This window comes from Kitasatospora sp. NPDC048540 (assembly GCF_040651175.1).
Classification (GTDB): Bacteria; Actinomycetota; Actinomycetes; order Streptomycetales; family Streptomycetaceae; genus Kitasatospora.
On record NZ_JBEZIR010000058.1, the window covers coordinates 1,602 to 25,192 of the forward strand.

Sequence of the window (23,591 nt, forward strand, 5' to 3'; positions counted from 1 at the left end):
GTCGGGTTGGGCGGTCAGGTCGCCTCCGTTCGGGGAGGTGACCGGGTTGCCGTCGGCGGTGAGGGCGACCGTTCCGGTGGGGGTCAGGCCGGAGGGGGTGGTGACGGTGACGGTGTAGGTGGCTTTGGTGCCGGCGGTCGGCGGGGTCGCGGCCGGGTTGATGGTTGTTTCCGATTCGGCTTTGGTGACGGTCTGTGTGAGGTCGTCGGTGCTGCCGTTGAGGTTGGCGTTACCGCTGTAGGTGGCGTGGAGTTTGGTGTCGGCGACGGCGTGGTCGAGGGTGAAGGTGGCTGCCATGCTGCCGTCGGGTTGGGCGGTCAGGTCGCCTCCGTTCGGGGAGGTGACCGGGTTGCCGTCGGCGGTGAGGGCGACCGTTCCGGTGGGGGTCAGGCCGGAGGGGGTGGTGACGGTGACGGTGTAGGTGGCTTTGGTGCCGGCGGTCGGCGGGGTCGCGGCCGGGTTGATGGTTGTTTCCGATTCGGCTTTGGCGACGGTCTGACTGAGTCTGGCGGAATCACTTGCCTCGTAAACGCCGCTACCGGAGTATTTGGCGAAGATATCGTGCTGGCCCGCACTCATCTGAGTGGTCAGATGGGATTTTCCATCGATGCCGATGGGAGCACTGCCCAGGCTGGTTTGGCCGTCCAAGAATTCCACTGTCCCAGTGGGGGTCGGCGCTTCATTGTTGTTAGGATTTGTTATAGTGGCGGTGAGCTCCACGGACTTCCCGGGCGCCCAGGAATCAACTGTCGGAATTGCGCCCAAGATTGTTTTCGACTGCTCCTTCACGACGTCGAAAACATGCAATCCTGAAATAATTTCAGATGCGGAATAGAATTCACTTGCGGCGCACTGATTTTCCCCTATCGAGCACGGATTGTATGTTACAAAGTAGCTATAGTGCCCCGGCTTGTTTGTGATGGGGACCTTGGCGATTCCGTTGACGATATTTACGGATGTATCCGTATTGACCCCCTTTATTTGACTGCTGAAAGTAATTGACCCCGGAGGTGTCGGGGTGGACTGGCTTGGGGATTTTAGTGATATCGTGAAGGTGTTGTCATCTCGCCAGACCGGCAAGTAGTCGAAGTTTGACTGGGTGTATGTGTGGGAGAATCCGTAGCTATCTACTTGTGGAATAGTTGTTTGTGCCGGAGTTGGCCAGTAAACCTCGGCTGACGCTAGGGGCCCGGATTGGATCCCTCCCGCAACAAGGACGTTTCCATTCGGTAGTATCGCTGCAGAGGCCTTGGTCCTGGGAGAGTTCATGCTGCCGGCGCTAGCCCAGCGACCTTGATTCTGGTCGTACAATTCTGCCGTCGCCAGGCTGTTGTCGCTATTTCCATTGCCACCTGCGACCAGGACTTTGCCGTCTGGCAGAGCCGTCGCCGTCGCAAACTCGCGGGCTTCGGCCATGCTTGATGTTGCGGTCCAAGATTCTGTCGGTGGAATAGCCGACGGATCGTAGATCTCGGCGGAGCTCAGTGCGTCGTTTCTGCTGCCGAATCCTCCCGCGACGAGGACTTTTCCGCTGGACAAGGTCGTCGCCGTCGCGCCTGCGCGGGCTTGGGTCATGTCCGTGTTGGCCCACTTTTTTGTCGACGGATCGTAGATCTCGGAAGATTTGAGCACGCCGCTGTTTCCAACGCCACCGGCAATGAGTACTTTATCGCCGACCCGTGCTGCCGCCGCGCCGAGGCGGGCGTTGGTCATACTGCTTGCGACGGTCCAAGAATTATCGGACTGATCGTAAATCTCGGCAGAGCTCAGTACGCCGTCGACACTGTTTATGCCACCGGTGACGAGGACTTCGTCATCGGACAGGGCCGTCGCCGTAGCGAGCTCGCGGGCGAAGGCCATGTTTGTCTTTGTTTCGGACCATGTATTTGTGGATAGATCGTAGATCTCGGCAGAGTCGAGATTGTCGGTTGCGTCGTTGCTGCCGGAGCCGCCGGCGACGAGTACTTTGCCGCCTGGAAGGGCCGTCGCCGTCGCGTCCGTGCGGGCATGGGTCATGTCCGGTGTGCTGGTCCAAAGATTTGTCGACGGATTGTATATCTCGGCAGATTTCAGTACAGTGCCATTGATGATTCCTCCGGCGACGAGTACTTTGCCGTCTGGAAGGGCCGTTGCCGTCGCGTTTCCGCGGGCATGGGCCATGTCGTTGCTAGTGAAAGTCCAAAGACCTGCGGCGTGAGTGGTGCTGGTGAAGAGAGCGAGACCGGATAGCGCGAGGCCAGTGGTGAGGAGTGCAGCGAGGATGGCACGTATGGTTGATCTGCGCGGGACGGCTCTTCTGGAGGTGCGCATGATCCCAGGGTTCGGGAGGGCGGGCTCTGGATCACTGTCCGAGGCGAGGCAGCGTCGGCGTCGGGTGCCGCCGATCAATCCGATCGCGCTCATGATCCCCAGTAGAGACCGCTTCTGCTCCCTGCCGGCTGGTGGCACTCCCGATGCCGGGCGTTCACCAGGGGCCGTGCCACCGTCGGCAGGTTCTGGAGGGCGGGGAGCTGCGGACATCGTTGGTGGGAGTTCGGTACTGACACGGGATAGTGCGTGGCGGGCCAGCCAGCGCAGAGCGCCAGGTGCGTGGATAGCCACGGCATCTCCTTGTGGCAGTGGGCGTCACCGCCCGTGTCTGGAAGACCAGTGTCGCCGCGCTGATGCTGATCCCAGTTGGCCCGCTGTGCCGATTTTAGGGAAGGAATCCGGACTCTTGGGGCAATGAGTTTGGCTGGTATGGGCAAGTTCCCAGCCGGGCCGAGTGTGAAGTAAATTCCTGCTGCAATCCGTAGTCCCGAGACGGATCGTCTTTCTGTCGACTTTTCACGCTCGGCCGGACGGCCTCCCACTGGGCCGACGCCCGGCTGATCGGGATATACCGTATACGAGTGGCACTGCACCGACGAGGCCCGGCACGTACGAGGTCCGTCGGTTGGTTCTCCGGTGGCCACCAGGCCGTCGATCACTTCGTCGACTTCCACGATCCGCGCTCCTGGCAGTCCCGCGACCGGGCCGTGACCGGGACCGCCTCCACATAGCAGGGGCAGCAGCGCGGCTGTCCTGTCACCGGCCCCGGCGGTGTCAGCCCGGCCATCTGTTCGTGAGCTCGCCCCGCGTGCGCACCCCCAGTTTCGGGTAGATCTTCCCGAGGTGGTACTCCACCGCCTTCGCGCTGATCAACAGCTCCTCGGCGACCCGGCGGTTGGTCAACCCCGCTGAGACCAGCCGGGCCACCTCCGCTTCGCGCTCGGTCAGATCGACGAACGGGGGCCGCGAAGCCACGGGGGCAGCGGCGCTGATATCGTGCTCGCCACGGCGGGCGAACGCGAACGCACCGAGTGATACGAAGATGTCCTGGGCCCGCTGCAGCCGTCCGCGTCCCTCCGCCGACCGCCCGAGAGAGCACAGGAACCGGCCGTACGCGTGCTCGATCTGAGCCACCTCCAGGCGCGGGACCCGGATACCCGTTGTGACGGTCCACAGGCCCGCCCGGTACTCGCGTTCCGCCAGTGCCGGCTCCTGCCGATACTCGGCCGCCCGGCCTGCGAGTCGGTGGAAGGTGGCCATCAGGTGGGGGCTGCGACCGCCGCACCGGCGCAGCTCGTCCAGACTCGCCTCCGCCTCCACCTCGGCTGTCGCCCCCGCCCTCGCCCCCGCTGCCGCTGCCGCTGTCTCGACCATCGCCTCCGCACGGGCGGGTAGCCACAGCGGTGCGAACTTCTGCGGTGCGTCGTGCAGATCGTGGGAGTCGTCGGTCAGTGGCGTGGTCGCCCTGAGCACGTCCGCGTAGCGGCGGCGCGCGAGCAGGCCGATGGCGTCCGCGGACACGGCGATGACGAGGCGCTCGGGGTCGTCGGCTTCGAACGCCCTGCGGTGTGCCGGTACCGGCGTTCCGCTCGGTGGTGACGTGGTGGCCGATCCGCGCGCGGCGAGCAGCATCGTGCGCAATGCCTGTCCGGCCGTGCCGCCTCCGGCCGCGTCGATGCGCTCGACGGCGTCATCGGCGCCCTGCCAGTTCCCGTCCAGGAAGTGTGCCAGCGCCAGTCGTTCCAGCGCGCGCAGCCGTACCGGGTGCCCCCGGTGTCCGGTGTGACGTTGGACGAGGCATTCCAGATCGCTCGTGCCGGCCGCGAATTCGCCCACCAGTAGTCGGCTCTCTCCGCGTAGGAGCAGCAGTTCCGGTTCCAGGTGCTCCGGTGGCCGCACCGGCACGGTCGCCGGCGCTGTCACGGCGAAGTCCTGCTCGCCCAGGGCGGCCAGGACTTCACGAGGGCCGGCGGTGTAGGAGTGGCCGATCAGCATCAGACGCCGTGCGGTGCGGGTCTGGACCGTGTCCCGGCTCGCGGCGTTGAGCGCCTTGCCCGCGGCGTCGACGGCTGCTGTGCCCCGTGCCGTGCGGCACGCCAGGGCGGCCGCCAGGGTCTCGATCGCCGCGAGCGCGAAGTACGGGTCCTCCCCTCGGGGATGCGCATGTGGTTGGTCGCCGTCGCCGTCGCCCGGTGCCGGGGGCGCGGTTGTGGCGGCCAGGGCGTCGCGGGCGGCCTGCAGTCGGATCCCCGCCGTACGGAGCCGGTCCTGGAGGAGCGCGCGGCCGGCCAGTGCGCAGCATCGCAGAGGTGACGGCGGCAGCGTCTCGATCCGCGTCCACAGGGTTCCGTTCCCGGGCACTCCCTCGTACACCTCGTGAAGTGCGGCCAGCAGCAGTCGGCGTTCCCGTTGCGCGCGGGTGGTGCTGAGGTCGGCTGCCCACACCAGGAGTTGGCGGGTTGCGACGGAACGGGCGCCGAGGGGCCCTTGGCCGTTCAGGGCGGCGTCCTCCAGCGCTGCGGCCAGGGCCGGATCGGGGCGGTCTGCTGCCAGTGCGCGGTGGGCGAGTGCGTGGTCTGCGTCGTGGGCCTGGGCGGCACGGTGGAGGGCCCGTAGTCCCGTGGGGCGCAGTTCGGGTGCCGCGGGTGCCACGTCGTGGTCGTGTTCCCGGTCGGGCGAGGTGCGGCAGGCCTGGGCACCCCCGGTGACGTGGATCCATGTGAGCCCTGGACCCGGGGGCCGTGCCGGTGCCGGGGCGGTGCGGGTCACTTCGGTCACGGGCCGGTTCCGGGTCGGCGATCGCATCGCTTTCCGGAGCGGGATGTCGTCCTCGGTGGGGACCGTCCGGCGCCACCTCGGTCCGTCCCCGGGCGGTGTCCCGGCCCCGGCCCACGGCCGGATCGCCTGGTCTCCTCGGTCTGCCGGGTGCACGGGTTCTCCCTTCGCTTGCGACGGCACCGCCGGGTGACCCGGGCGGTCGGCTCTCCCCGGTCACGAGGGGGCGGTTCGATGACGGTGCTGTGCGAGGTCCGGAGGCGGTGCGGGTGGCGGGCGGGGGAGCGGGTGTGCTCACAGCGGTGAGGATGGCTGAAGTGTCGCGCCCATGACAATGCTTTGAAATAGTCTTTGCCGTTGCCGTCGTCGCTGCGTGCCGGATCCTCCGGGTGGTGGTGGTGCGGATGCCGGCCTTCCGGGCCTTTCGAGCGCTGCTCAAACCGGCACGACTGATTGTGCGGTGCCGTGTACGGCGAGGACGATCGCCTTCGACGGTGATCGAAACCGGGAGCAACCGGTGGAGCGGGGGAGGTGGTGCGGCCGATGGCCGTGACCTCCGGGCTCCGGCCGCCTACGGGCCGACCCGCGATCGAGGCCGGACCCGGCCGGCTCGCTCGCAAAGGAGGAAAGGAGGGTCAGACCCGGTCGAGGGGCCGATGCGGCTGGTCCGGGAGCTCCACCGTGATGGTGTCGCCGGGACGCACCACGCCGCCTTCTCGGACGACGCCCATGATGCCGGCCTTACGTACGATGGTCCCGGCCTCGTCGCGGCCGACGAGCCTCTTCAGCAGGCCGTCCTTGAAGACGTCGATCTGCAGGCAGGGATTGCGCAGGCCGGTGACCGCCACGATCGCCTCGTCGCCGAGGTGCAGCAGTGTGCCGACGGGCAGGCCGAGCAAGTCGATTCCGCTGGTGGTGATGTTCTCGCCGAGTTCGCCGGGCGATACGGAGAATCCCTCTTCCCCGACTTCGGCGAAGAGCTCCTCGTGGATGAGGTGGACCTGACGCAGGTTCGGCTGGGTGGGGTCCTGCGCGACACGTGAGCGGTGTCTGACCGTGACGCCGGCGTGTACGTCCCCCTCCACACCGAGCCCGGCAAGCAGCATGATGCCGGCCCGGTTGGGCTTGGTGAACGAGTACTCGCTGTTGCTGCTGACCGCTGTCACAGTCCCGCCCATCCCGCGGACCTCCTGCTCGGTGGCGATGATCTCGTCAGGAGCCTAGCCCGCGGCCCTCGGAGCACAACACCCGGCCGGACAGCCGCGGGGTACGACCTCAGGCCGGCCCGTATGCCTCCCGGCGTACCGCCGTCAGCATGCGGAGACTGGCGGGCAGTTGGCGGCGGGAGGTGATGCCGAGCATGGCGAAGATGTTTCCCAGGTGGTACTCGACCGTTTTGGGGCTGACGAAGAGGCCGTGCGCGATCTGCTGGTTCGTCATGCCGTCCGAGGCGAGCCGGGCGATGTGGTACTGCTGCTCGGTGAGGGCGGTGGGGGTGCGGTCGGCCGTCGGCAGGTTCGCGGTCCTGTCACCCGTCGCCGGCTGAGGTATCTCCACACCGACCTCCCGGAGCTGTCTGACACACCGTTCGGCGAACGGCCGCGCGCCGAGTTCGCGGTAACGCTCGTGCGCGGACACCAGGGACCTGATCGCGGACCGCCGGCGCCGGGCGCCTTGCAACAACAGCTGCCTGCCGTACTCCTCGTCGAGTTCGGCCAGGGCGAGAGGGGAGTCCTCGCCGGCCGCGCGCTCGATTCCCAGGGCCAGGTGGTCGGTCGCGGTCGCCGGGTCGCCCTCGGCCGCGGTGAGCCGGCCCTCGAGCCGGGCCAGGGTCGCCGTCAGGCGGGCGCCGGGCTCGGCGGCGGTGCGCAGGCCGGCGAGTGCCGGACGTGCCTCGCGCAGTCTGCCGGTCCTGACGAGGGCCTCGACGTGCAGTGGCCGCCACCACAACTGGTGCAGGGAGAACAGGTCCGGCTGTGCGGCCACCGGGGTGAGCGCCGTGAGCATGCGGCTGGGTTCCTGGCGCGCCCGGGCCAGTGTCGCGGCGGCCAGTGCCGGGAACACCCCGAAGTGGGCCGGTCCCAGGGCGCGGTGGTCCGCGGTGACGGTGTCCGTGTGGGCGGCCGCCATGTCCCAGTCGCCGCGGAGCGCGGTGATGCACGCGGCCAGCGCGGTCGCCGGGACGGCGTCACGCCGGTCGTTGCGCGCATCGGCCGCCCGGATCGCCTCATGCGCCTCGCGCAGTGCAGCCGACCAGTCGCCGAGTTGGAAGTAGGCGTAGCCGAGGTGGGCATAGGTCAGGGCGAGGACGCGCTCGGCCGCGCCGTCGTGGGAGCGCAGCGCACCGTGCAGGTCACCCAGCGCCTCGGCGGGCCGTGCGCTCTGGGTGAGCCAGGTACCGCGCGCCCAGAGCAGCAGGCCCCGGTCGGTCCGGTCGCCGGGTGAGGAACGGAACCCCGGTGCGAGAGCCTCCAGCCGGTGCAGAGCGGCGACGGGCGAGTGGTGGATCCTGCCGTGTGCGTCGGCCGCGAAGTACAGTGCCCACTGCCGGTGTTCGTCCCGGAGTCCGCCGTGTGCCAGGAGCGACAGCGCGACCTGCTCCTCGGCCTGCACGGCTGCGGTGTCCGAGTGCAGGGCCGCGGTCGCCAGGTCGACGTCCGCGCGGGCCGGTGCGGGCAGGTCGCCGGCGAGAGCGGCCGCCTGGTCCAGCAGGGCGCGTGCGGTCGCGTAACGGGCCTCGCGGGTGGCCAGACGGCCGAGGAACAGGTTGCGTTCCACGCTCGGTCCGATGAGGGTGAGGCGCTGTCCGAGGGGCGCGGCCCATACCGCGGTGGGCGTCCGCTCGCCCCACCGCGCCACCTGGCGGAGCCGGCGTTCGCGTTCCGTGTGGTCGGCCGACACGTCGGCGGACCACAGGAGCAGTGTCCCGGCCTGTTCGCTGTCCCCGGCGTCGTGGTAGCGCACCGCCTCTTCTTCCAGCCGGGCGGCGAGCGCGGGGTCGCGCCGACGGGTGCCGAGCAGCGCGTGCCGTAACCCCCCGACGCCGCTGATCTGCTCGGACGCGGCGAGATGCAGGGTGCGGCGCAGCGACAGAGGCAGGTCCTGGTACACGGCGTCGCGGAGCGCGGCCGAGGCGATGGCGACCGGTTCGGTGAGCCCCAGCGGGAACCAGGTGACGAATCCGGCCTCCACGAGGTCGTCGAGCGCCGCGCTGGGATCGGCCAGGTCGGCGATGACCGCGAGGACGGGCAGCGGGGTCTCCTGGTCCACCACGGCCATCGCCGCCAGCAGCCGTCGGCTCGGCTGGGACAGCGCCCGCAGTGATCGCGTGAACGCGGTGTCCGGCCACGGCTCGTACGCGGTCCCGGACCGGTCCGCTTCCGCGTCGACGGGCGTGGTCTCGCGCGGACCCGACGACGGGACCGCCTCCGACCCGGGCTCCGGCCGGAGGCGGCGGGTGGGTGGAAAGGACCAGACACCGATGGCGGTCGACAAGGGGCCTCCTGCTCTGCACGGGTGGCCGCCGAGGCTGGTGGTGCACAGCGCCGACGACGAGGCTGGAGCCGAACGAGTTGGCTGGATCTGATCGTGACGCGTCATCAGATCAGACCTTCGCGGATGGCGTAAGCAACCGCATGCGTTCGGTTACGCAGCTGGTACCGGACCGTGATGTCGTGCACCACACTGGTCACGGTCCGCTTGGAGTAGGCGAGTTCACCTGCGATCTCGTCGGTGTCGAAGCCGTCCGCCGCCAGCCGCAGCACCCGCCGCTCACGGTCGGAGAGCCCGCCCAGCGACAACCCCTGGGGGCGCAGCACGTCGTGCTGGATCCTGCCCACCCGCTTGAGCAGCCGGGTCAGCAGATCGGAAGGCAGGGCCGCCTCGCCGGTGGCCGCTCTGACCACCGCCCGCGACAGCCACGTGGTGGTGGCCTCCCACCGCCACAGCACCGAGCACGCGCCCGACTCCACGACGGCCAGCAACTCGTCGTCGGACAGGGAGGAGATGACGAGGACGACCTGCGTACCCTCCCGTGAGCGCATCATCCTGATCAGTTCGAGGGACGACGCCGTCAGCGCGTCGAGCGCCAGCACCACCACCCGGGCCGAGCCGCCGGCCGTGGGTTCGACGAGTTCGATGTCCGGGCGTCGGCGCAACTCGGTCGCCAACCCCGTGCGGGTGAGCGGGTCATCGGCGTAGATCGCCACCTGTACACGGCCTTCCACGGAAACCTCCAGGTCCGACGGTGGCCCGGCGCTCGTACGCGGGCAGCGGTGGCCGGGCTCGCACCACCGCCGGGATTCCGTCCGCTCCGGGGTGAGCCTCCAGCCCCCACAAATGTCCATGTCATGATCGCCCGTGTCGACTAGGGACATCCCTAGCCGGTACCTAATCGCGCACCCGCCTCGGCGGGATGGAGAAGGCGCCGCGCCCTCATCGCGCGGCACCGCAGGCCCCACGGCTGCGCAGTTGTCTGCCGTTTGACGCAGGCCCCCGGCTCCGGCGTGCTGCCAGGCTGATCCACCACGGGACGCCTCGAACGCCCTGTCATGCGCCGGCCGCGTCGTCCCCCGGACGGCCCCGCCGGCCCGACCGGCCGGCAGCACGCCTTCGGGGGCCGCGGAAGGAGAAGAGCAGATGGGTGTTTCGGTCACCTTCGAAGACGGCAGCGACGCGGTCGAGGTCGTACCCGGTGAAGAGACCGCCTGCGTCCTGCGCGTCGAGAACACCGGCATGGTGGTGGACCAGATCCTGCTCGACGTGCTCGGCGAGGCTGCGCAGTGGGCGAGCGTCGAACCGGCCCGCGCCAATCTCCTGCCCGGAGCCTTCGAACGCATCCGGGTCACCTTCCGGCCACCGCGAGCCGCCTCCCTGACCCCGGGCGAACTACGCTTCGGTCTCCGCGCGATGTCCAAGGAGGACCCCGACGGCTCGTGCATCGAGGAAGGCACGGTCCATGTCGGGGAGTTCGGCGAACTCGGGGCGCAGCTCGTGCCCAAGAGCTCGACCGGACGCCGGGCGGCCCGGTTCAAGCTGGTCGTGGAGAACCGCGGAAACCGGCCTGAGCGACTGCGGATCGAGACGCTCGACCCGGACGTCAAGCTCGGCTTCCGCACCAGGCCCGCCGTCTTCGTGGCGCGCCCCGGCACCGCCACGTTCGTCAGAGTCAAGACGGTACCCCGCAAGACCTTCCTCAGAGGACCGAACCGCACCCTCCCGTTCGAGGTCCACGCGGTACCCGAACAGGGACAGACCACGAAGACCGAGGGAGTGATGCTGGAGAAACAGACCCTCCCCGAATGGCTGCTCCCCGCGCTGGCGATCTCGATCGTGGCCGCCGGCCTGCTGTTCGCGCTGTGGATCAACGTGCTGCGCCCGGTCGTGCACTCCGCCGCTACCGCCGCGTCCGCGGCGGCGCACGCGCAGGACGCAGCGGACTCGGCGCAGTCCGCCGCGGCCGGCGCGGGCGACAAGCAGAAGGAGAGCCCCAAACCGGCACCGCCGACCGCGCTGGCCCTCAAACTCGCCTCACCGACCCTCGTCACCGGGGCGAGCGACCTCGCCACGGTGACCGGGACCTTCACCTCCGGGTCCGGGCCGTTGCCCAAACTGGTGTGGACCTCCTCGGCCCCCCGTGTCGCCACGGTGTCCCAGAGCGGCCAGGTGACCGCGCTCAGCCCGGGTTCGGCGACCATCACGGCCACCAGCGCCACCGCCACCGCGTCCCCGGCGGCCACCAACGCCCCCGCGCCACCGAAAGCCTCCGACGGCGCCGCCCAGAGTCCCGCGGCGGACCCCTCCGGCCCGCCCGTCCTGTCCGGCTCGGTGATGGTCACCGTCGTCGGCCCGGTGTCCGTCTCCACGACCGACCTGCCGCAGGCCGCACTCGGCAAGCCCTACACCCACACCCTCGCGGGCGCCGGCGGCACCGCCCCGTACACCTGGACCATCAGCACCGGAGCACTCCCACCGGGCCTGTCCCTGGCCCCGGGCACAGGCGTGATCAGCGGAACCCCGACCGCAGCCGGAACCGCCTCCCTCACCGTGCACCTGGCCGACGCCGGACCCCCCTCCCAGTCCGCCACCAGAGCGGTCAAACTGACCGTCCTCAGCACCCTCGCCGTGGACAGCTCGTCACTGCCGTCCGCCACCACGGGCACCGCGTACACCCAGACGCTCGCCGCGGTCGGCGGCACCGCACCCTACAAGTGGGCACTCGCACCGGGACAGGGAACCCTGCCGAGCGGACTGAGTCTCGACGCCACCACCGGGGCCATCAGCGGCGCACCCACCCAGGCCGGCAGCTCCGACCTGACCGTCGAGGTCACGGACTCGGCCTCACCCAACCAGTCCGCCACCCAGCACCTGTCCCTGACCGTCGCCAAGCCCCTGCTGATGAGCACCCTCGCCATCCCCGACGGCGTCGCCACCGCCCAGTACTCGCAGACCCTCGGCGCGTCCGGCGGAACCGGCCCGTACACCTGGTCCGTCTCCGCCGGCAAACTGCCGGAAGGACTGACCCTCGGCGCCGCCACCGGTACCGTCAGCGGAACCCCGCAGATGAACGGCTCGTCGACCTTCACCGTCCTGGTGACCGACGCCGGAGCGCCGGCCCGCACCACCTCCCAGGCCTTCACCACCAAAGTGGTGACCGGCTTCGCGACCACCACCTCCAGCCTCCCGGCGGCGGCCATCGGGCTCGGCTACTCCGCGCAACTCACCGCCGCGGGCGGATCCCCGAACTACGTGTGGACACCAACCGGTACCCTCCCGCCGGGCCTGACCCTGGCACCCAACGGAACCATCACCGGAACCCCCACCGCGACCGGCAGCTTCCCGTTCGGCGTCCGGGCCACCGACACCAGCACACCCCCGCTGACCGCCACCGAATCCCTCACGATCACCGTCGCCGGATCACTGCGGATCACCACGACCGCCCTGCCCAACGCGCTGACCGGCCAGCAGTACTCACAGACCCTCACCGCCACCGGTGGCAGAGCGCCCTACACCTGGTCCGTCACCTCCGCCAACCTGCCCAACGGCCTCAGCCTCAACTCCTCCACCGGGGTCCTCAGCGGAACCCCCGTGCAGACCGGCGCCGTGAAACTCGACATCTCCGTCACCGACTCCGGCCCCCCGCTGCAGAACGCGACCCTCACCATCCCGCTGACCGTCACCCAACCGCTGTCCTTCTCCATGCCGGTGCTCCCCGACGCGGCCCTGGGATTCCCCTACCCGGGAGTGGAACCGACCGGTGTGAACGGCGGATCGGGCCGTTACCTCTGGTCCGTGACCCAGGGCGCGCTCCCCCCGGGCTTCCAGCTCGACGCCTCCACCGGACGTATCAGCGGCACCGTCCCCAACCTCCCCTCCAGCACCCTCGGACCACGCCAGTTCACCCTCACCGTCAGCGACACCACCGACTACAGCGTCACCGCCAACACCGTACTGACCATCACGGTCATCAACCCGCTGACCGTCCAGCCCGCGGACGACTGGACCGGCGAGATCGGCAAACCGTTCCGCACCGCGATCAAACCCGTCGGAGGCAAAGCCCCCTACACCTACGAGTTCACCGCGACGACGACACCACCCGCCAACACTCTCAACGGACTCACCTTCGCCCCTGCGATCGGCGAACTTTCCGGCATCCCCGACGGGCCGTGCAGCCAACCTCCCGCCGCGCGCGCCGACCAACCGCCGACCGGAACCCAGAAAACCGTCCAGATCACCTGCGCCCCGGACACCTACCAGGGAAAGGTCACGGTCAAGGACGCCCTCGGCGAGTCCGTCACCACCACGCTGCGCCTGACGGCCACGGTGGTGCCGTTGGTGGTGAAGTTCAACACCAGCGCCAAGCAGACGGCGGGCGAAGCACTGAGCTTCAAGGCGGTGGCCGCGGTCCCGAGCGGTGGATACCCCGGTGCGACGTTCGAATACTCCGCCACGGGCCTGCCGTGCGACACCGTCGACCATGACGACTGCGATGTGATCAACCCCGCCACCGGAGTCATCACCGGGACACTCGATCACCTCGACGGGAAGACGGCGACGGTCACGGTCACCGTGACGTCCACCGACCCGGCGAACAGCCAGAACAAGATCATCGCCCGGTCCACGGTGTCGGTCCAGACCGATCCCGGACCCACCCCGAGCCCCAGCGCGACCGCGGGAGACACCCGATGACCGAATCACCCACCGCGGCGCCGCAACCGATCCCGTCACAGGCCCCGCTCGACGTCCAGGTCCTGCAGACCGCCGCCGCACTGGAGAACCTCGCCGTCACGTCCTACACCTCGGCCGAGGCACTGCCCTTCCTGGCCGGTGACGGCAACGCCCACCTGCGGGAGCTGATAGCCCGTAACAAGGCCCATCACGCGGCACACGCGACGGCTTTCAACCAGGCCGTCACCCAGGCCGGCGCCGCCCCGCAGCACACCGCCGACATGCGGTACGCCGCGAGCGTCGGGCGCATGCTCGGCCAGATCACCGACCCGACCCACCTCGTCGCCCTCCTCACGGAGCTCGAAGGCATCAACGCGCAGACGTGCACCCGCTTCGCCACCCTCACCGAGACCGGCGGCCTACGATCGCTCTTCGTGAACGTCGCCTCCGTCGAGGCACAGCACGGATCCGAGCTCCTCATCATCCGCAGCCTGCTCGATGACGGCCAGGCCGAGCCCGGCGCACCCCGCACCGCCGCCCACCTGCTGCCACCCGCACTCGGAACCGCGGGCATTCCCCACGCCGACTACCCGACCACCGACGCCTCCGCGATCAACGAAGGGGTGGTGCGATGAGGACATCCCGAACGGCCCGACCCGGCCCCGGCCCCGGCGCAGCGAACTGGACACTCCCCGAGCCGTCCCGGCGGGTCTTCGTCCTGGGCGCCGCAGGGGCGGGCATCGGCCTCGCACTGACGGCGTGCAGCAGCCGCCGCGCACCGTCACCGCTGCCGTACACCGGCGACCTGCGGACCGTGGCCCTCGCCGCAACCCTGGAGAACCAGGCCGTCAGCGCCTACCAGGCCCTGCAATCCGCCCTGAGCTCCGGGAAACTCGGCCCCGCGGTCCCCGCACTGTCCGCATTCGCACAAGCGGCCGTCGAGCACCACACCCAGCACGCGCAGACCTGGAACGCGATCCTGCGCGACGCCAAACGCCCAGCGGTCACCTCACTCTCCCCGACCGGCCGAGGAGAGCTGCTGGCCCTCGGAGCAGCCGGCAGTGTGGACGAGGTCGTGCCCCTCCTCCAGGCCCTGGAGAAACGCGCCGCACAGACCCACACCACCGCGGCCGGCAGCCTGCAGGCGAACGGGCCGGCCGTACTCGCAGCCGCGACCATCGCACCCGTCGAGGCGATGCACGCGGCTGCGCTCGGCTACCTGCTCGGCGGGCGCTCCACGGTGCTGAGCTTCCTCGAACCGGGCGTCGAAGGAGCAGGCACCGGTGCCTGACGCAGGACGACCACAGCCGAGGCCACCGGGAACGTGAAGCTCCGCACCGGGCCGGCCGCACACCGGTGCCGGACCGGACGGCAGCCCGACCCATCCGTATCCAGCCAGCCAGGGACGAGGAGAGTTCGCACATGGCCTTGGAGACCGCCGGTGTCGAACGGCTCATCGAGTGGTTCACCGCACGCAGCACCGTCAGATTCCAGTACACCGAAATCCCCCACCTGGTGGAGCAGCTGGCCGTGCTGGCCTTCGCGGGCGATCGGCGCTGGCCCGACCACCCGGAGCGGGCCGACACCTACCGGGCCGAGCTCTCCCACTGGCTCTCCGAGCACGACAGCGGACTCGAATCCGAGTTCGCCACCTTGACCGCACCCGGCGCAGACCCGGGCGCATTCATCAACTGGCTCACCCGGCTCATCGCACACCGGACCACCATCCCCGCCGGCGACGACGACCACCTCCCCGACCACCGCCACGACCGCAGGAACGGAATCTACGAGTGGTACGACCCGGCAACGGGATCGTGGCGAAGCCGGACCTGGACCGGCTCGCACACGGCCGACGGACCCTGGACGATCCCACCGCCCGCAGGGACGAGAACCGGCGGGCGCCCCACCGCACCGGCCCCGGCGGAACCCGCGGACACGCCGACACGGTGACACCGGGTCAGCGGTCCGGCGGATGCGCCGGTCACCGGCTCGGCCACGGGCAGCTCCTCGCGAGACCATACGTTCGTTCCACCGACAAGCGGAGCAGGGCATGCTGCAGGACGTGGACCTCTCACTGGCGAACTGGCTCGGGAACGCACTCCCACCGGGCACCGCCGTCAGATTCGACACACCGCAGGCCGACTGGCAGAACGGACGTGACACGGCGTTCGTCAGCCTGTTCCTCTGCGACATCCGCAGAGGCGGGCAGGAGACACTCCGCTCCGGGTGGTCCGAGGTACGCGAGAACGGCGGACGGCTGGTGGGCAGGCAACCCGCCCCACGCCACTACCGCGTCTCCTACCTGGCCACCGCATGGCCCCGATCAACCCCTGCCCCGCAGAACCCCTCCCGGCACACCCTGGAAGAGCACACCCTGGAGGAGCACACCCTGATCGGCCGGCTCATCGAAGCCTGCTCGGCCACCGACTCGATCACGGAAGACTGCCTGACCGGATCCCTCGCCGATTCCGGGCTCCCCACCTCGGTACGCTGCGGCGACGACCGGGGCCGGTCTGTCCACGGCCTGTGGTCCGGCCTCGGGATCACACCACGCGCCCACCTCGTGCTGGAACTGACGGTCCCCATCGTGCCGCAGCTGGAGACCGACCTCGCACCCGCGCCCCGCGAGATCGTGCTCGGCGCGGGCCGACTCGGCCCCCAGGACCAGGCACACGGGTCGGCTCTGCCCTCCACCCCCACCCCGTCGAGGCCGCAGCCACCCGCAACGGAGGAGATTACCCGCCGCAGACGACGCGGAGGGATCACGGAGATCCCACCCCGCACGGACACACCGAGACACTGACCCTGTCCCCGCCATACCGGGAAGGCCGGAACCCACCCGGAGCAGAACCCCGGCGCCCGGCCCCCTACGCGACCCCCGAAAGACTCATCCGCCCGATCTCACCGAGAACCCGCCGGACCTCGGCAGGGGGAACGAACCGGGTCGCCGAGCGCAGACCCAGCGACGCGAGACGATCGGCGGTCTCATTGAGATCATGACCGATGTGCCCCTTCAGCCACCGCACTTCGAGACGGTCGCCGTGTGAGATCACCCGACCGAGCAGGCCCCACAGCACCGGCGGCAAGAGCGGCTGCGACGGCACCAACGGCCTGGGTGTTGTCACACAGCACCAGCACCGTCCGGCCCGGGTTACCGTTCCAGCAGCCGAAGAGCCGCCTCACAGAGCCCGATCAGCTCGGCCTCCGCAATGCCGGACGCGTACGACGACCCCCAGGCCGACGCGCCATCCGCAGCCGCCCACCCCCAACCACAGGCCGCCGAGTCCTCGCAACCGATCGCCGCATCCGCAACCGCCCACGGTAGATCGCCCGGGAGATCGGCGAGCAGAGCATGACGGGTGGCGTAATCCCCATGCATCCGCCCACCGGGCGCATCCTCGGGAACAGCCACCGGCACACCACCGCCGAGCGCCGCCGCAAGACCGCGGTGACACGACAGACACCCCGCAGCCGCCCGCGGACACTCACTCCCGTGCCGGGCGACCAACTCGAGCAACGCACCCCCGAACTCGGGCTCAACCGCGACCAGCCGACCCACCGCCTCCTCCAGCAGACCCGGCAGGTCGGGCACGAGCGCCAACCGGCGGGCACAGTGATCCGCGAAGACCCGGCGCACAAAGAAATTCCGAGCCTGCTGCGCCTCGTGGGCACGCAGATTGAGGACGGCCAGATCCCTGTAGACCGCGCCGAGCCGCTCAAGGGCGGCAGAACGGCTGAGAAAAGGTGCGGCGAGGGCCCTCCGATCGGCCAGTGCGACGGCATACCGCCCCCACGCCCGGGCCGTCGCGGCCGTCGACGCCCAACGCTCGACGACCGCGTCATGGGCGAGGAACCGATTCTCGGCCTCCCACGCGTCCCGGAGAAGAGCCACGACGAACTCCTCATCGGGAAGAGCGAGCAACTCCGCGACCGCCTTCGGAGGACCAGCGGCAGCAGGAACGGCGTCCATCGGACCGGGACCCGCCGGGGCCACGCCGTTCCACCACCGCCAAACCTCCTGACCAGGCATCCGGAAACGGACAGGATCGATGCCACGCTCCGCAAGCACCGAGTCCACGATCATCCGGTACTGCTCCCGGTCCAGGGCGCGCCACGCCCGGGCCGCCAGCGGGCGCCTGTCCCGCGGGCCCGCAGGCCGAGGCGGCGTGGAGCCCAGGCGGACACGGTCGTCGGCGACCGCAGCGGCGAGCGCGCGCCTGCGAGCGGCACCGATCCGCTGAAGGCGTTGACCTGCAAGCCGGTACTCCGCAGCCCCTCGACAGCCCAACCGGAGCAGGTCCGCCCGACGCAGCTCACCCCGGGCGATCGTCTCGGCGTGGATCAGCGCGGCGGCCTTGGCACGGCTGAGCCCGGGCACCGACAGAGCGGGACGGTCCGAGCGTCGGCAAAGCCCTCGGCTTCCGCGACGGCGGCGTCCTGAAGGTCGTCGAACTGCTCGGTCGACGGTCTCTCCACGTACCGCCGGGCCGTCGCCTGCGAGACTCCGTAACCCGCCCCGACCTGGGCGGGCGCTCTGGAGCGGATCCGCGGAATCGCCAGGCTCAGGAGCCGATCGTGAGGGTCAGGCTGGTGGGTGCGTCCGCGTTGGGGAGGATCATCACGGAGCTCTGGTTGTGCACGTCGTCATAGGCGAACGCGTACGCGAGACGGTCGCCGCTGATCTGGTGGAAGAAGGCGGCGTATTCGTTGAACGGGGCGTTCCGGTAGAAGGTGCCGGTGTCGCCCCAGGTGTCGGGGTCGTTCTGCGCGATCCCGCGGTTGAAGGCGGCGCACAGGTGGGCCCCGACGAACTTGTCGGTGTCACTGCCCGACGCGAGCGCTCCCGAGCAGGCCGCCACATCCGTCGTGGTGGGCATGGCCACGGTACCGCCGCCGACCTGCCGGCCGTTGACCTCCTTCTTGTAGGTGAGCTGCGTGCCCGCTCCCTCCGTGCCGCCGACGTACACGTTGTTCCCGTCGGTCAGCTTGAACCGGCCGTCGCCCTGCCACTGGTCCCACGCCTTCTTGATCGCGGAGTCGAAGTACGTCACACCCGCTCCACCCGACTGGAAGGCGGCCGCCGACCGGGGAGCCGTGATGTGGCTGCCGTCCGCGTTGGCCAGCGAGACGAACGGAGTGCCGTCGGCGTACTGCCTGTACCTGTCGACGACCTGGCCGGCGGTCATGCCCTGGATCCCGACCGTCCGGTCGAAGCCCGACGAGTCCTGCTTCAGCTCCGCGGTCATCGGGATCGAGAACCCGTCGACCTGCGTGGTGTTGCCGCCGAAGGGGACGTGACCGTTGTCGAAGGTGTACTCGAAGAAGTCGTACGGGTTGCCCTGGTTGGGATCGCCGGGGTTGTTGAGGTCCGGCTGGACGTATCCGGCGTCGCTGGGCTGCCCGTCCACCGTGGCCGCCGGCATCACCAAGGGCTTCTTGGAGACGAAGATCCGGCCGCCTTCCAGGTGGGACGGCATGGGGATCACTCCGTCATGCACCTCACCCAGCGGGAACGACATGCCCTGTTCGGGCTGCTGTGTGACCGGGAGTACATTGCCCTCGGAACCGATGAAGGAGTAATGCCCCGGCGTCTGCTGACCGACGATCGTTATGTAGTCACCGTCCCCCCCGTTGATATGGAGCGGGAACCCGGAGCCCGCGGCCGGCGAGGGGACGTCGGCATAGGCGTCGACGGCGAGAGTCGACGTGAGCGGTACCACGAGCGCAGCGGCCGCGAGTATCGCGGCCTTCGTGAGAGTGCGCATCTCGTTCTCTCCTCATGTGCTGGCCATCGCCAACTTGTCTCTCCTGCAGGCCTTCTCGGGGAGAACCTGCTTGATCTGCGCCCAACAGTACCTGCACGCACGAAAATTGCCGTCGCTGTCGGCCGTTCCAGCGATCCCGGCGCCGGATACGACGATCCAACGGCGATTTCGAATGAGGGATACCTCACATGGTCGACTGCCCGGTCCGGGAATACCGGAAGGTGCGCGGGCCCGCCCGCCGGTGAGCGGGACCTGGCGGCGTGACGGCTGACGGAGCGCGAGGTGACCCGGTACGGGCAGCCGTTGCCGACGCTGCCCCGACGACCCCGACCCGCACAGGCCGAGACGGCCCTCACCTGCCAAGGCCGGATGGCGCCGGGCCGATCCCGTCGAACCGAACGATCACGCCACCCGGGCCGGGGTCCGGCCACCACGACCCGGGTGACGCCCGTCCGCGGTCAGCCCGAGACGCTGTCCTTGCCGTTCTCGAGGTGCCCGACGAGGCGGCGGCGGAACGCCGGGTCCGTGCTCGCGGTGACGGTCAGGTCGTACCAGCCTTGCGCAGCCGCGGTCTGCCAGCGGGCGGTCGTCGTGCCACCCGGAGGAACGACGACCCGCAGCGGCGGCCGGTCCGTGTAGGCCTGCGACGCGAGCACGAACTCCGCCTGCGTCGTGTGACGGTTGTGAAGCGTGAGCAGGACGGCCCGGCCTTTCACGTCGATCATGGTCTGGACGTCGACGCGCTCTGCGCCGGTGCCTGCGAAGTCACGCCGGAACCGGTTCGGACCGGTCACCACGGCGCGGTAGGTACCGTCACCGTTCAACGGCAGACGCACGGCCTGGGAGCCGATCACGCCGAGCGGACGCGGCTGGGAAGCGCGGTCGCCGTAGGTGTAGACGGTGAAATGCGAGCTCCGGGTACCTTCGTTCCGAAGCGCGAGACGCAGCCCGCTCCCGTCGGCACACCCGTGGGCGTCGCACTGGTAGGGCAGCGCACGGGCCGGGCGGCTACCGGGCTCCTGCTGAGGCATCCGCTGGTCCGCGGGCGGGACAGGAGCCCAACGGTCGGTGAACGGCGGCACCGGACCCGGAGTGTCCAACCGGGGAGCGCGGGCGTGCGCGGTGAAGTCGAAAGCACCGGTGAGGTCACCCGCGACGGTACGGCGCCATCCGCTGATCTCCGTGCTGCGCACTCCGGACCACTTCTCCAGGAACCGCACGATGGAGGTGTGGTCGAAGGTCTCGGAGCAGACATACCCACCGACCGTCCACGGGGACACCACGATCATCGGCACCCGCACACCCAGCCCGATGGGCTGCCCATCGACGTACTCATCCGTCGTGTCCCCGGGCGGCACCGGCGGGGGGACGTGGTCGAAGTAGCCGTCGTTCTCGTCGTAGGTGATGAACACCGCCGTGCGGTCCCACACGTCGCGGTTGGTGGCAAGGGCGTCCAGCACCCGGTAGGTCAGCGCCGCACCGGCCGCGGGCGAGGAGTCGTCAGGATGCTCCGACTCGGCGGCGGAGGTGACCAGGTAGGAGACGGCCGGCAGGGTTCCGGCGGCGATGTCGGCTGCGAACGCGCCCGTCAGGCTCTGCGGACGACCGCGGTACAGGGCGCGGTCGTACAGCTCACGGTCGGGCCCGTCGAGGACGGTCACGCCACGCGCCAGCTTGGCGAGGAGCGTGTCGGCATCCGCAGGCTCGGCGTGCCGCACGTCGTGGTAGAAGCTGCCCAGGCTCTGGTACGGCAACCCCGCCGCGTCCAGCACGGCGCGCGCGATCCGCTTGAACGGGGTGAAGAACTCGAGGTTGTTGTCGGTGTAGTTGTTCCACTCCTGGTAGGCCTTCCAGGAGATGCCGGCCCTGCTGAGGTGTTCGGCGTACGTGGGCCAACCGTAGCCGGGGTGGTGGTCCTCGTCGTAGGCGTCGTTCCCGATGGCCCGCCGGCCGTCGGCCTCGAAACCGGTGGTGCCGCTGACCAGGTAGTTGCGGTTGGGTGAGGTCGAGGTCATGGCCGAACAGTGGTACGCGTCGCAGATGGTGAAGGTGTCCGCGAGTTCGTAGTGGAACGGCAGGTCATCGCGCCCGTAGTGGGACATGGTCGCCGCCGTCTTCGCGGGAACCCACTGGTCGTAATGGCCGTTGTTCCAGGCCCGGTGACCGCCCGGCCAACTGTGGTCGAGCGTACCGACGCACTGGATGTCCCGGCCGCCGTCGGCCGCCGCGTCGCGGATGGAGAAGGGCAGCACGTGTCCGCCGTCGCCGGTCGGCTGGGCGAACACGCTGCTCCCGTCGGGAAGTTCGATCGCACTGCGGTCACCGAAGCCGCGTACGCCACGCAGTGTGCCGTAGTAGTGGTCGAACGAGCGGTTCTCCTGCATGAGGATCACCACGTGCTCGATCGCTCTCAGACCGCCCGGGCGCGGGGGAGCGGCGAGCGCGGCCTGCACGGACGGCGGCAGCAGCGACGCGGCGGCGGTGAGTCCGGCCGTGGCGGCTCCGGAGGCGAGGAAGCGGCGACGGGACATGCTCGAGTCTGAGGGGTGCATGGCAGCCTATCCAGGCCGCAGGTGGGAACCGTGCGGCGTCCGACGGTTGACGGATACATGACATCATGTCAAACTCTTGCCCTCGCGGGGTCGTCCGGTCAGGGCGTCAGCCCGTGAGCATCCGTCAAGTCCACCCTGCCGGCGCGCGACGCCGGCGTTACGGCCTCCTGGCCGGCCGCGGCGACGTCAGTGTTCGGTGGCATTGCGCCTGGCTTTCTCTTTCGTCTCTTCCAGGGCCAGTGCATCCCGCACGGATGCGAATGCCTCCCACCATGCCTGCAGATTTTCACAGAGGGCGTCGCGGAGTTGCGTCATTGATTCCTCGAGCAACTCTCGTGAATATCTGACGGCCTCGTCCGAGGCCGAATCTACGATCTGCCAGTATTCTGTCTCGAGCTCGTCCGGGAGCATGAAGAAGGAAGTCCCGATCCACTCGGGAAGTGCATCTCCCGGGGGGTTGGAGTCCGCCCAGTTCTTGACTTCCCGGTTTGAGCTGCCCTGCATCCAGGAATGGATTCTTTGGGCAACGAATTTCGCGTCCGCATCGTCGATCGAAGTGTATATCTGGAAGAATTCGCCCTGCCCGGATGCGTTGGCTGCGAGGGAGATTTTCATGAGCCTGCCGCTCAGGAATTCGATTCCCTCCACGCTTCCAGCGGGTGTGCGCGGTTGCGGACCGCGATCCCCCTTGGCGTAGGCGATGATTTCGGAGTCCATGACCTGCTCCGCGCTCAGTTCCTTCCCCGAGCCGTCGACAAAGGCAACGAGATTTTCGCCGGGTGAAAGCCACTGGCTGATCATCAGCCAGAGGTTGAGGTTCGCCTTGAGTTCGCCGGGAGGCTTGAGGTCGAAGTGCTTCAGCGTTCTCGACGGCAGGCTGCCGTAATATCCCTCGAGGAACAGGTAGAATGCGTCGCGCCAGTCCTTCTCGGGCCAGGCGTCATTTATTGTCGACGGCGTCATGAACTCTGCGTCCCAAACAATCATTGGAACAATGTGTCGACGGTCCGGTGTGGTCCAGTTTGATTCCCTCTGGACGTTCTCCCAGTGCTGGCGCTGCTCATGGACGTCGTCATCGCCGAACTCGTAGAATGACGCGCGGATGGACTGGGGGAGGTTCTCCAGACCCCGCATCCCCTCGGGTGTTCGGGAAATTCTCCGGCGTTTCTGGTACTCCCTCCTCGACGTGGGCAGCCGGCGCTGGTCTTCCTCGTCATCGAAATTAAATTCATCACCACCGCCGCGTCCGAACCTGAGTCTCTTCGACGAGTCGGTGGGAAGGCTCTCCTCATTCCCCAGCGGAATCGTTCCGCCGCCGCCACCGCCAAGTCCGATCCTGCAGCTGATGAGTTGTATGGAGTCGAGCTCGCCCTCCTTTTCGATCATCGTTCTGACGGCGGCGTCCAGATGGCACTCCGCTATGGACTCGACGCCGATCTCCTCGCCTCTGGAGTTTTTGACGGTTTTTCCCTGGAGCTCGCCGATGACGTATAGCTTCCCGTCCAGCTGACTGTTTCCCTCGACTGCCAGATGCTGGATCAGTTCCCAGTCGTTGAAGGCTGAAAGGTGGTAGTTGCTAACCGTTCCGCCGGGCCCTATCGTCTCACTTGCGCCGATCGCCTTGAATCCGCCTACATTGAGAACGGCGATCCCGTTTCCACGGTATACGACGGCGCCGCTCAGGCTATTGAAATGCAGGGTGACCGGTGTTTCGAAGGATGCCCTGGGGTTGTACAATCTGCCATGGCTGACGACGTAGACGGTTTTCCCCATGGATCCTCCCTGGAGGCAGCGACGGTCGTGATACCTCCAGCTGATCTGAACTCCGCCGGCGTTGAAATTTCCGTAAGGTCACACTCGAGGGCAGGGATCCGTGCCTGATGTGTGTGGTGACGGCGACTCCAGTACGCCGTGCGGATCGTAGGCATGGGGGTGGCGGTCCGGCCGACGCGGAGAGGGCCGCGCGGGAGCGGACCGAAGGGATCACCCGGTCCCCGAAGCCGGTCGATGCCCCGGATCGCGT

At 68.8% G+C, this 23,591-nt stretch carries 16 protein-coding genes; 6 read left to right on the plus strand and 10 right to left on the minus strand.

Annotated features, from left to right (window positions below):
- Positions 1 to 2,310: kelch repeat-containing protein (locus tag AB0D08_RS22380; protein ID WP_359890995.1), on the minus strand; the 2,310-nt coding region annotated here is incomplete at its 3' end.
- A 774-nt stretch (positions 2,311 to 3,084) separates the two neighbouring features.
- Positions 3,085 to 4,305, minus strand: coding sequence for a helix-turn-helix transcriptional regulator (locus AB0D08_RS22385; protein ID WP_359890998.1), 1,221 nt, complete (start codon positions 4,303 to 4,305; stop codon positions 3,085 to 3,087).
- 492 nt (positions 4,306 to 4,797) lie between these two features.
- Here AB0D08_RS22385 and AB0D08_RS22390 point away from each other — a divergent pair, with 492 nt between their 5' ends.
- Positions 4,798 to 4,926 carry a hypothetical protein gene (locus tag AB0D08_RS22390; protein WP_359891001.1) on the plus strand — a complete coding sequence of 43 codons (129 nt, stop codon included), beginning with the start codon at positions 4,798 to 4,800 and terminating at the stop codon, positions 4,924 to 4,926.
- Positions 4,927 to 5,720: 794 nt separating this feature from the next.
- Here AB0D08_RS22390 and AB0D08_RS22395 read toward each other — a convergent pair.
- The 3 genes from AB0D08_RS22395 to AB0D08_RS22405 all read right to left on the minus strand — a co-directional run bounded on the left by AB0D08_RS22395 (position 5,721) and on the right by AB0D08_RS22405 (position 9,311).
- A complete protein-coding gene (locus AB0D08_RS22395; protein ID WP_199520245.1) occupies positions 5,721 to 6,263 on the minus strand; it encodes an MOSC domain-containing protein in 543 nt (180 codons plus the stop codon).
- 97 nt (positions 6,264 to 6,360) lie between these two features.
- Positions 6,361 to 8,580 (minus strand): LuxR C-terminal-related transcriptional regulator, encoded by a 2,220-nt coding sequence (locus AB0D08_RS22400; RefSeq protein WP_359891004.1) that lies wholly within the window; start codon positions 8,578 to 8,580, stop codon positions 6,361 to 6,363.
- A 104-nt stretch (positions 8,581 to 8,684) separates the two neighbouring features.
- Positions 8,685 to 9,311, minus strand: coding sequence for a response regulator transcription factor (locus AB0D08_RS22405; RefSeq protein WP_033817996.1), 627 nt, complete (start codon positions 9,309 to 9,311; stop codon positions 8,685 to 8,687).
- Between the two features lie 412 nt (positions 9,312 to 9,723).
- Between AB0D08_RS22405 and AB0D08_RS22410 the strand changes: the two genes are divergently transcribed.
- The 5 genes from AB0D08_RS22410 to AB0D08_RS22430 all read left to right on the plus strand — a co-directional run bounded on the left by AB0D08_RS22410 (position 9,724) and on the right by AB0D08_RS22430 (position 16,054).
- Positions 9,724 to 13,272 carry a putative Ig domain-containing protein gene (locus AB0D08_RS22410; RefSeq protein ID WP_051811639.1) on the plus strand — a complete coding sequence of 1,183 codons (3,549 nt, stop codon included), beginning with the start codon at positions 9,724 to 9,726 and terminating at the stop codon, positions 13,270 to 13,272.
- Positions 13,269 to 13,886 carry a ferritin-like domain-containing protein gene (locus tag AB0D08_RS22415; RefSeq protein WP_051811637.1) on the plus strand — a complete coding sequence of 206 codons (618 nt, stop codon included), beginning with the start codon at positions 13,269 to 13,271 and terminating at the stop codon, positions 13,884 to 13,886. The genes AB0D08_RS22410 and AB0D08_RS22415 overlap by 4 nt, the downstream gene beginning before the upstream one ends.
- Positions 13,883 to 14,542 (plus strand): ferritin-like domain-containing protein, encoded by a 660-nt coding sequence (locus AB0D08_RS22420; protein ID WP_051811634.1) that lies wholly within the window; start codon positions 13,883 to 13,885, stop codon positions 14,540 to 14,542. The genes AB0D08_RS22415 and AB0D08_RS22420 overlap by 4 nt, the downstream gene beginning before the upstream one ends.
- A gap of 131 nt (positions 14,543 to 14,673) precedes the next feature.
- Positions 14,674 to 15,201, plus strand: coding sequence for a hypothetical protein (locus AB0D08_RS22425; RefSeq protein WP_033817995.1), 528 nt, complete (start codon positions 14,674 to 14,676; stop codon positions 15,199 to 15,201).
- A gap of 100 nt (positions 15,202 to 15,301) precedes the next feature.
- A complete protein-coding gene (locus AB0D08_RS22430) occupies positions 15,302 to 16,054 on the plus strand; it encodes a Pvc16 family protein (RefSeq protein WP_359891010.1) in 753 nt (250 codons plus the stop codon).
- A 64-nt stretch (positions 16,055 to 16,118) separates the two neighbouring features.
- Here AB0D08_RS22430 and AB0D08_RS22435 read toward each other — a convergent pair whose 3' ends face one another.
- The 5 genes from AB0D08_RS22435 to AB0D08_RS22455 form a co-directional block, all read right to left on the minus strand.
- On the minus strand, positions 16,119 to 16,358 hold the full coding sequence (locus AB0D08_RS22435) for a hypothetical protein (RefSeq protein ID WP_033817993.1): 240 nt from the start codon (positions 16,356 to 16,358) through the stop codon (positions 16,119 to 16,121).
- 44 nt (positions 16,359 to 16,402) lie between these two features.
- On the minus strand, positions 16,403 to 17,335 hold the full coding sequence (locus AB0D08_RS22440; RefSeq protein ID WP_359891013.1) for a hypothetical protein: 933 nt from the start codon (positions 17,333 to 17,335) through the stop codon (positions 16,403 to 16,405).
- 478 nt (positions 17,336 to 17,813) lie between these two features.
- The gene (locus tag AB0D08_RS22445) at positions 17,814 to 19,016 is read right to left on the minus strand and encodes a beta-1,3-glucanase family protein (protein WP_033817991.1); all 1,203 of its coding nucleotides are present in this window, start codon (positions 19,014 to 19,016) and stop codon (positions 17,814 to 17,816) included.
- 458 nt (positions 19,017 to 19,474) lie between these two features.
- The gene (locus tag AB0D08_RS22450; RefSeq protein WP_359891016.1) at positions 19,475 to 21,547 is read right to left on the minus strand and encodes a phosphocholine-specific phospholipase C; all 2,073 of its coding nucleotides are present in this window, start codon (positions 21,545 to 21,547) and stop codon (positions 19,475 to 19,477) included.
- A gap of 207 nt (positions 21,548 to 21,754) precedes the next feature.
- Complete coding sequence (locus tag AB0D08_RS22455; RefSeq protein ID WP_033817989.1) at positions 21,755 to 23,341, minus strand: hypothetical protein; 1,587 nt, start codon at positions 23,339 to 23,341, stop codon at positions 21,755 to 21,757.
- Positions 23,342 to 23,591: the final 250 nt, after the last annotated feature.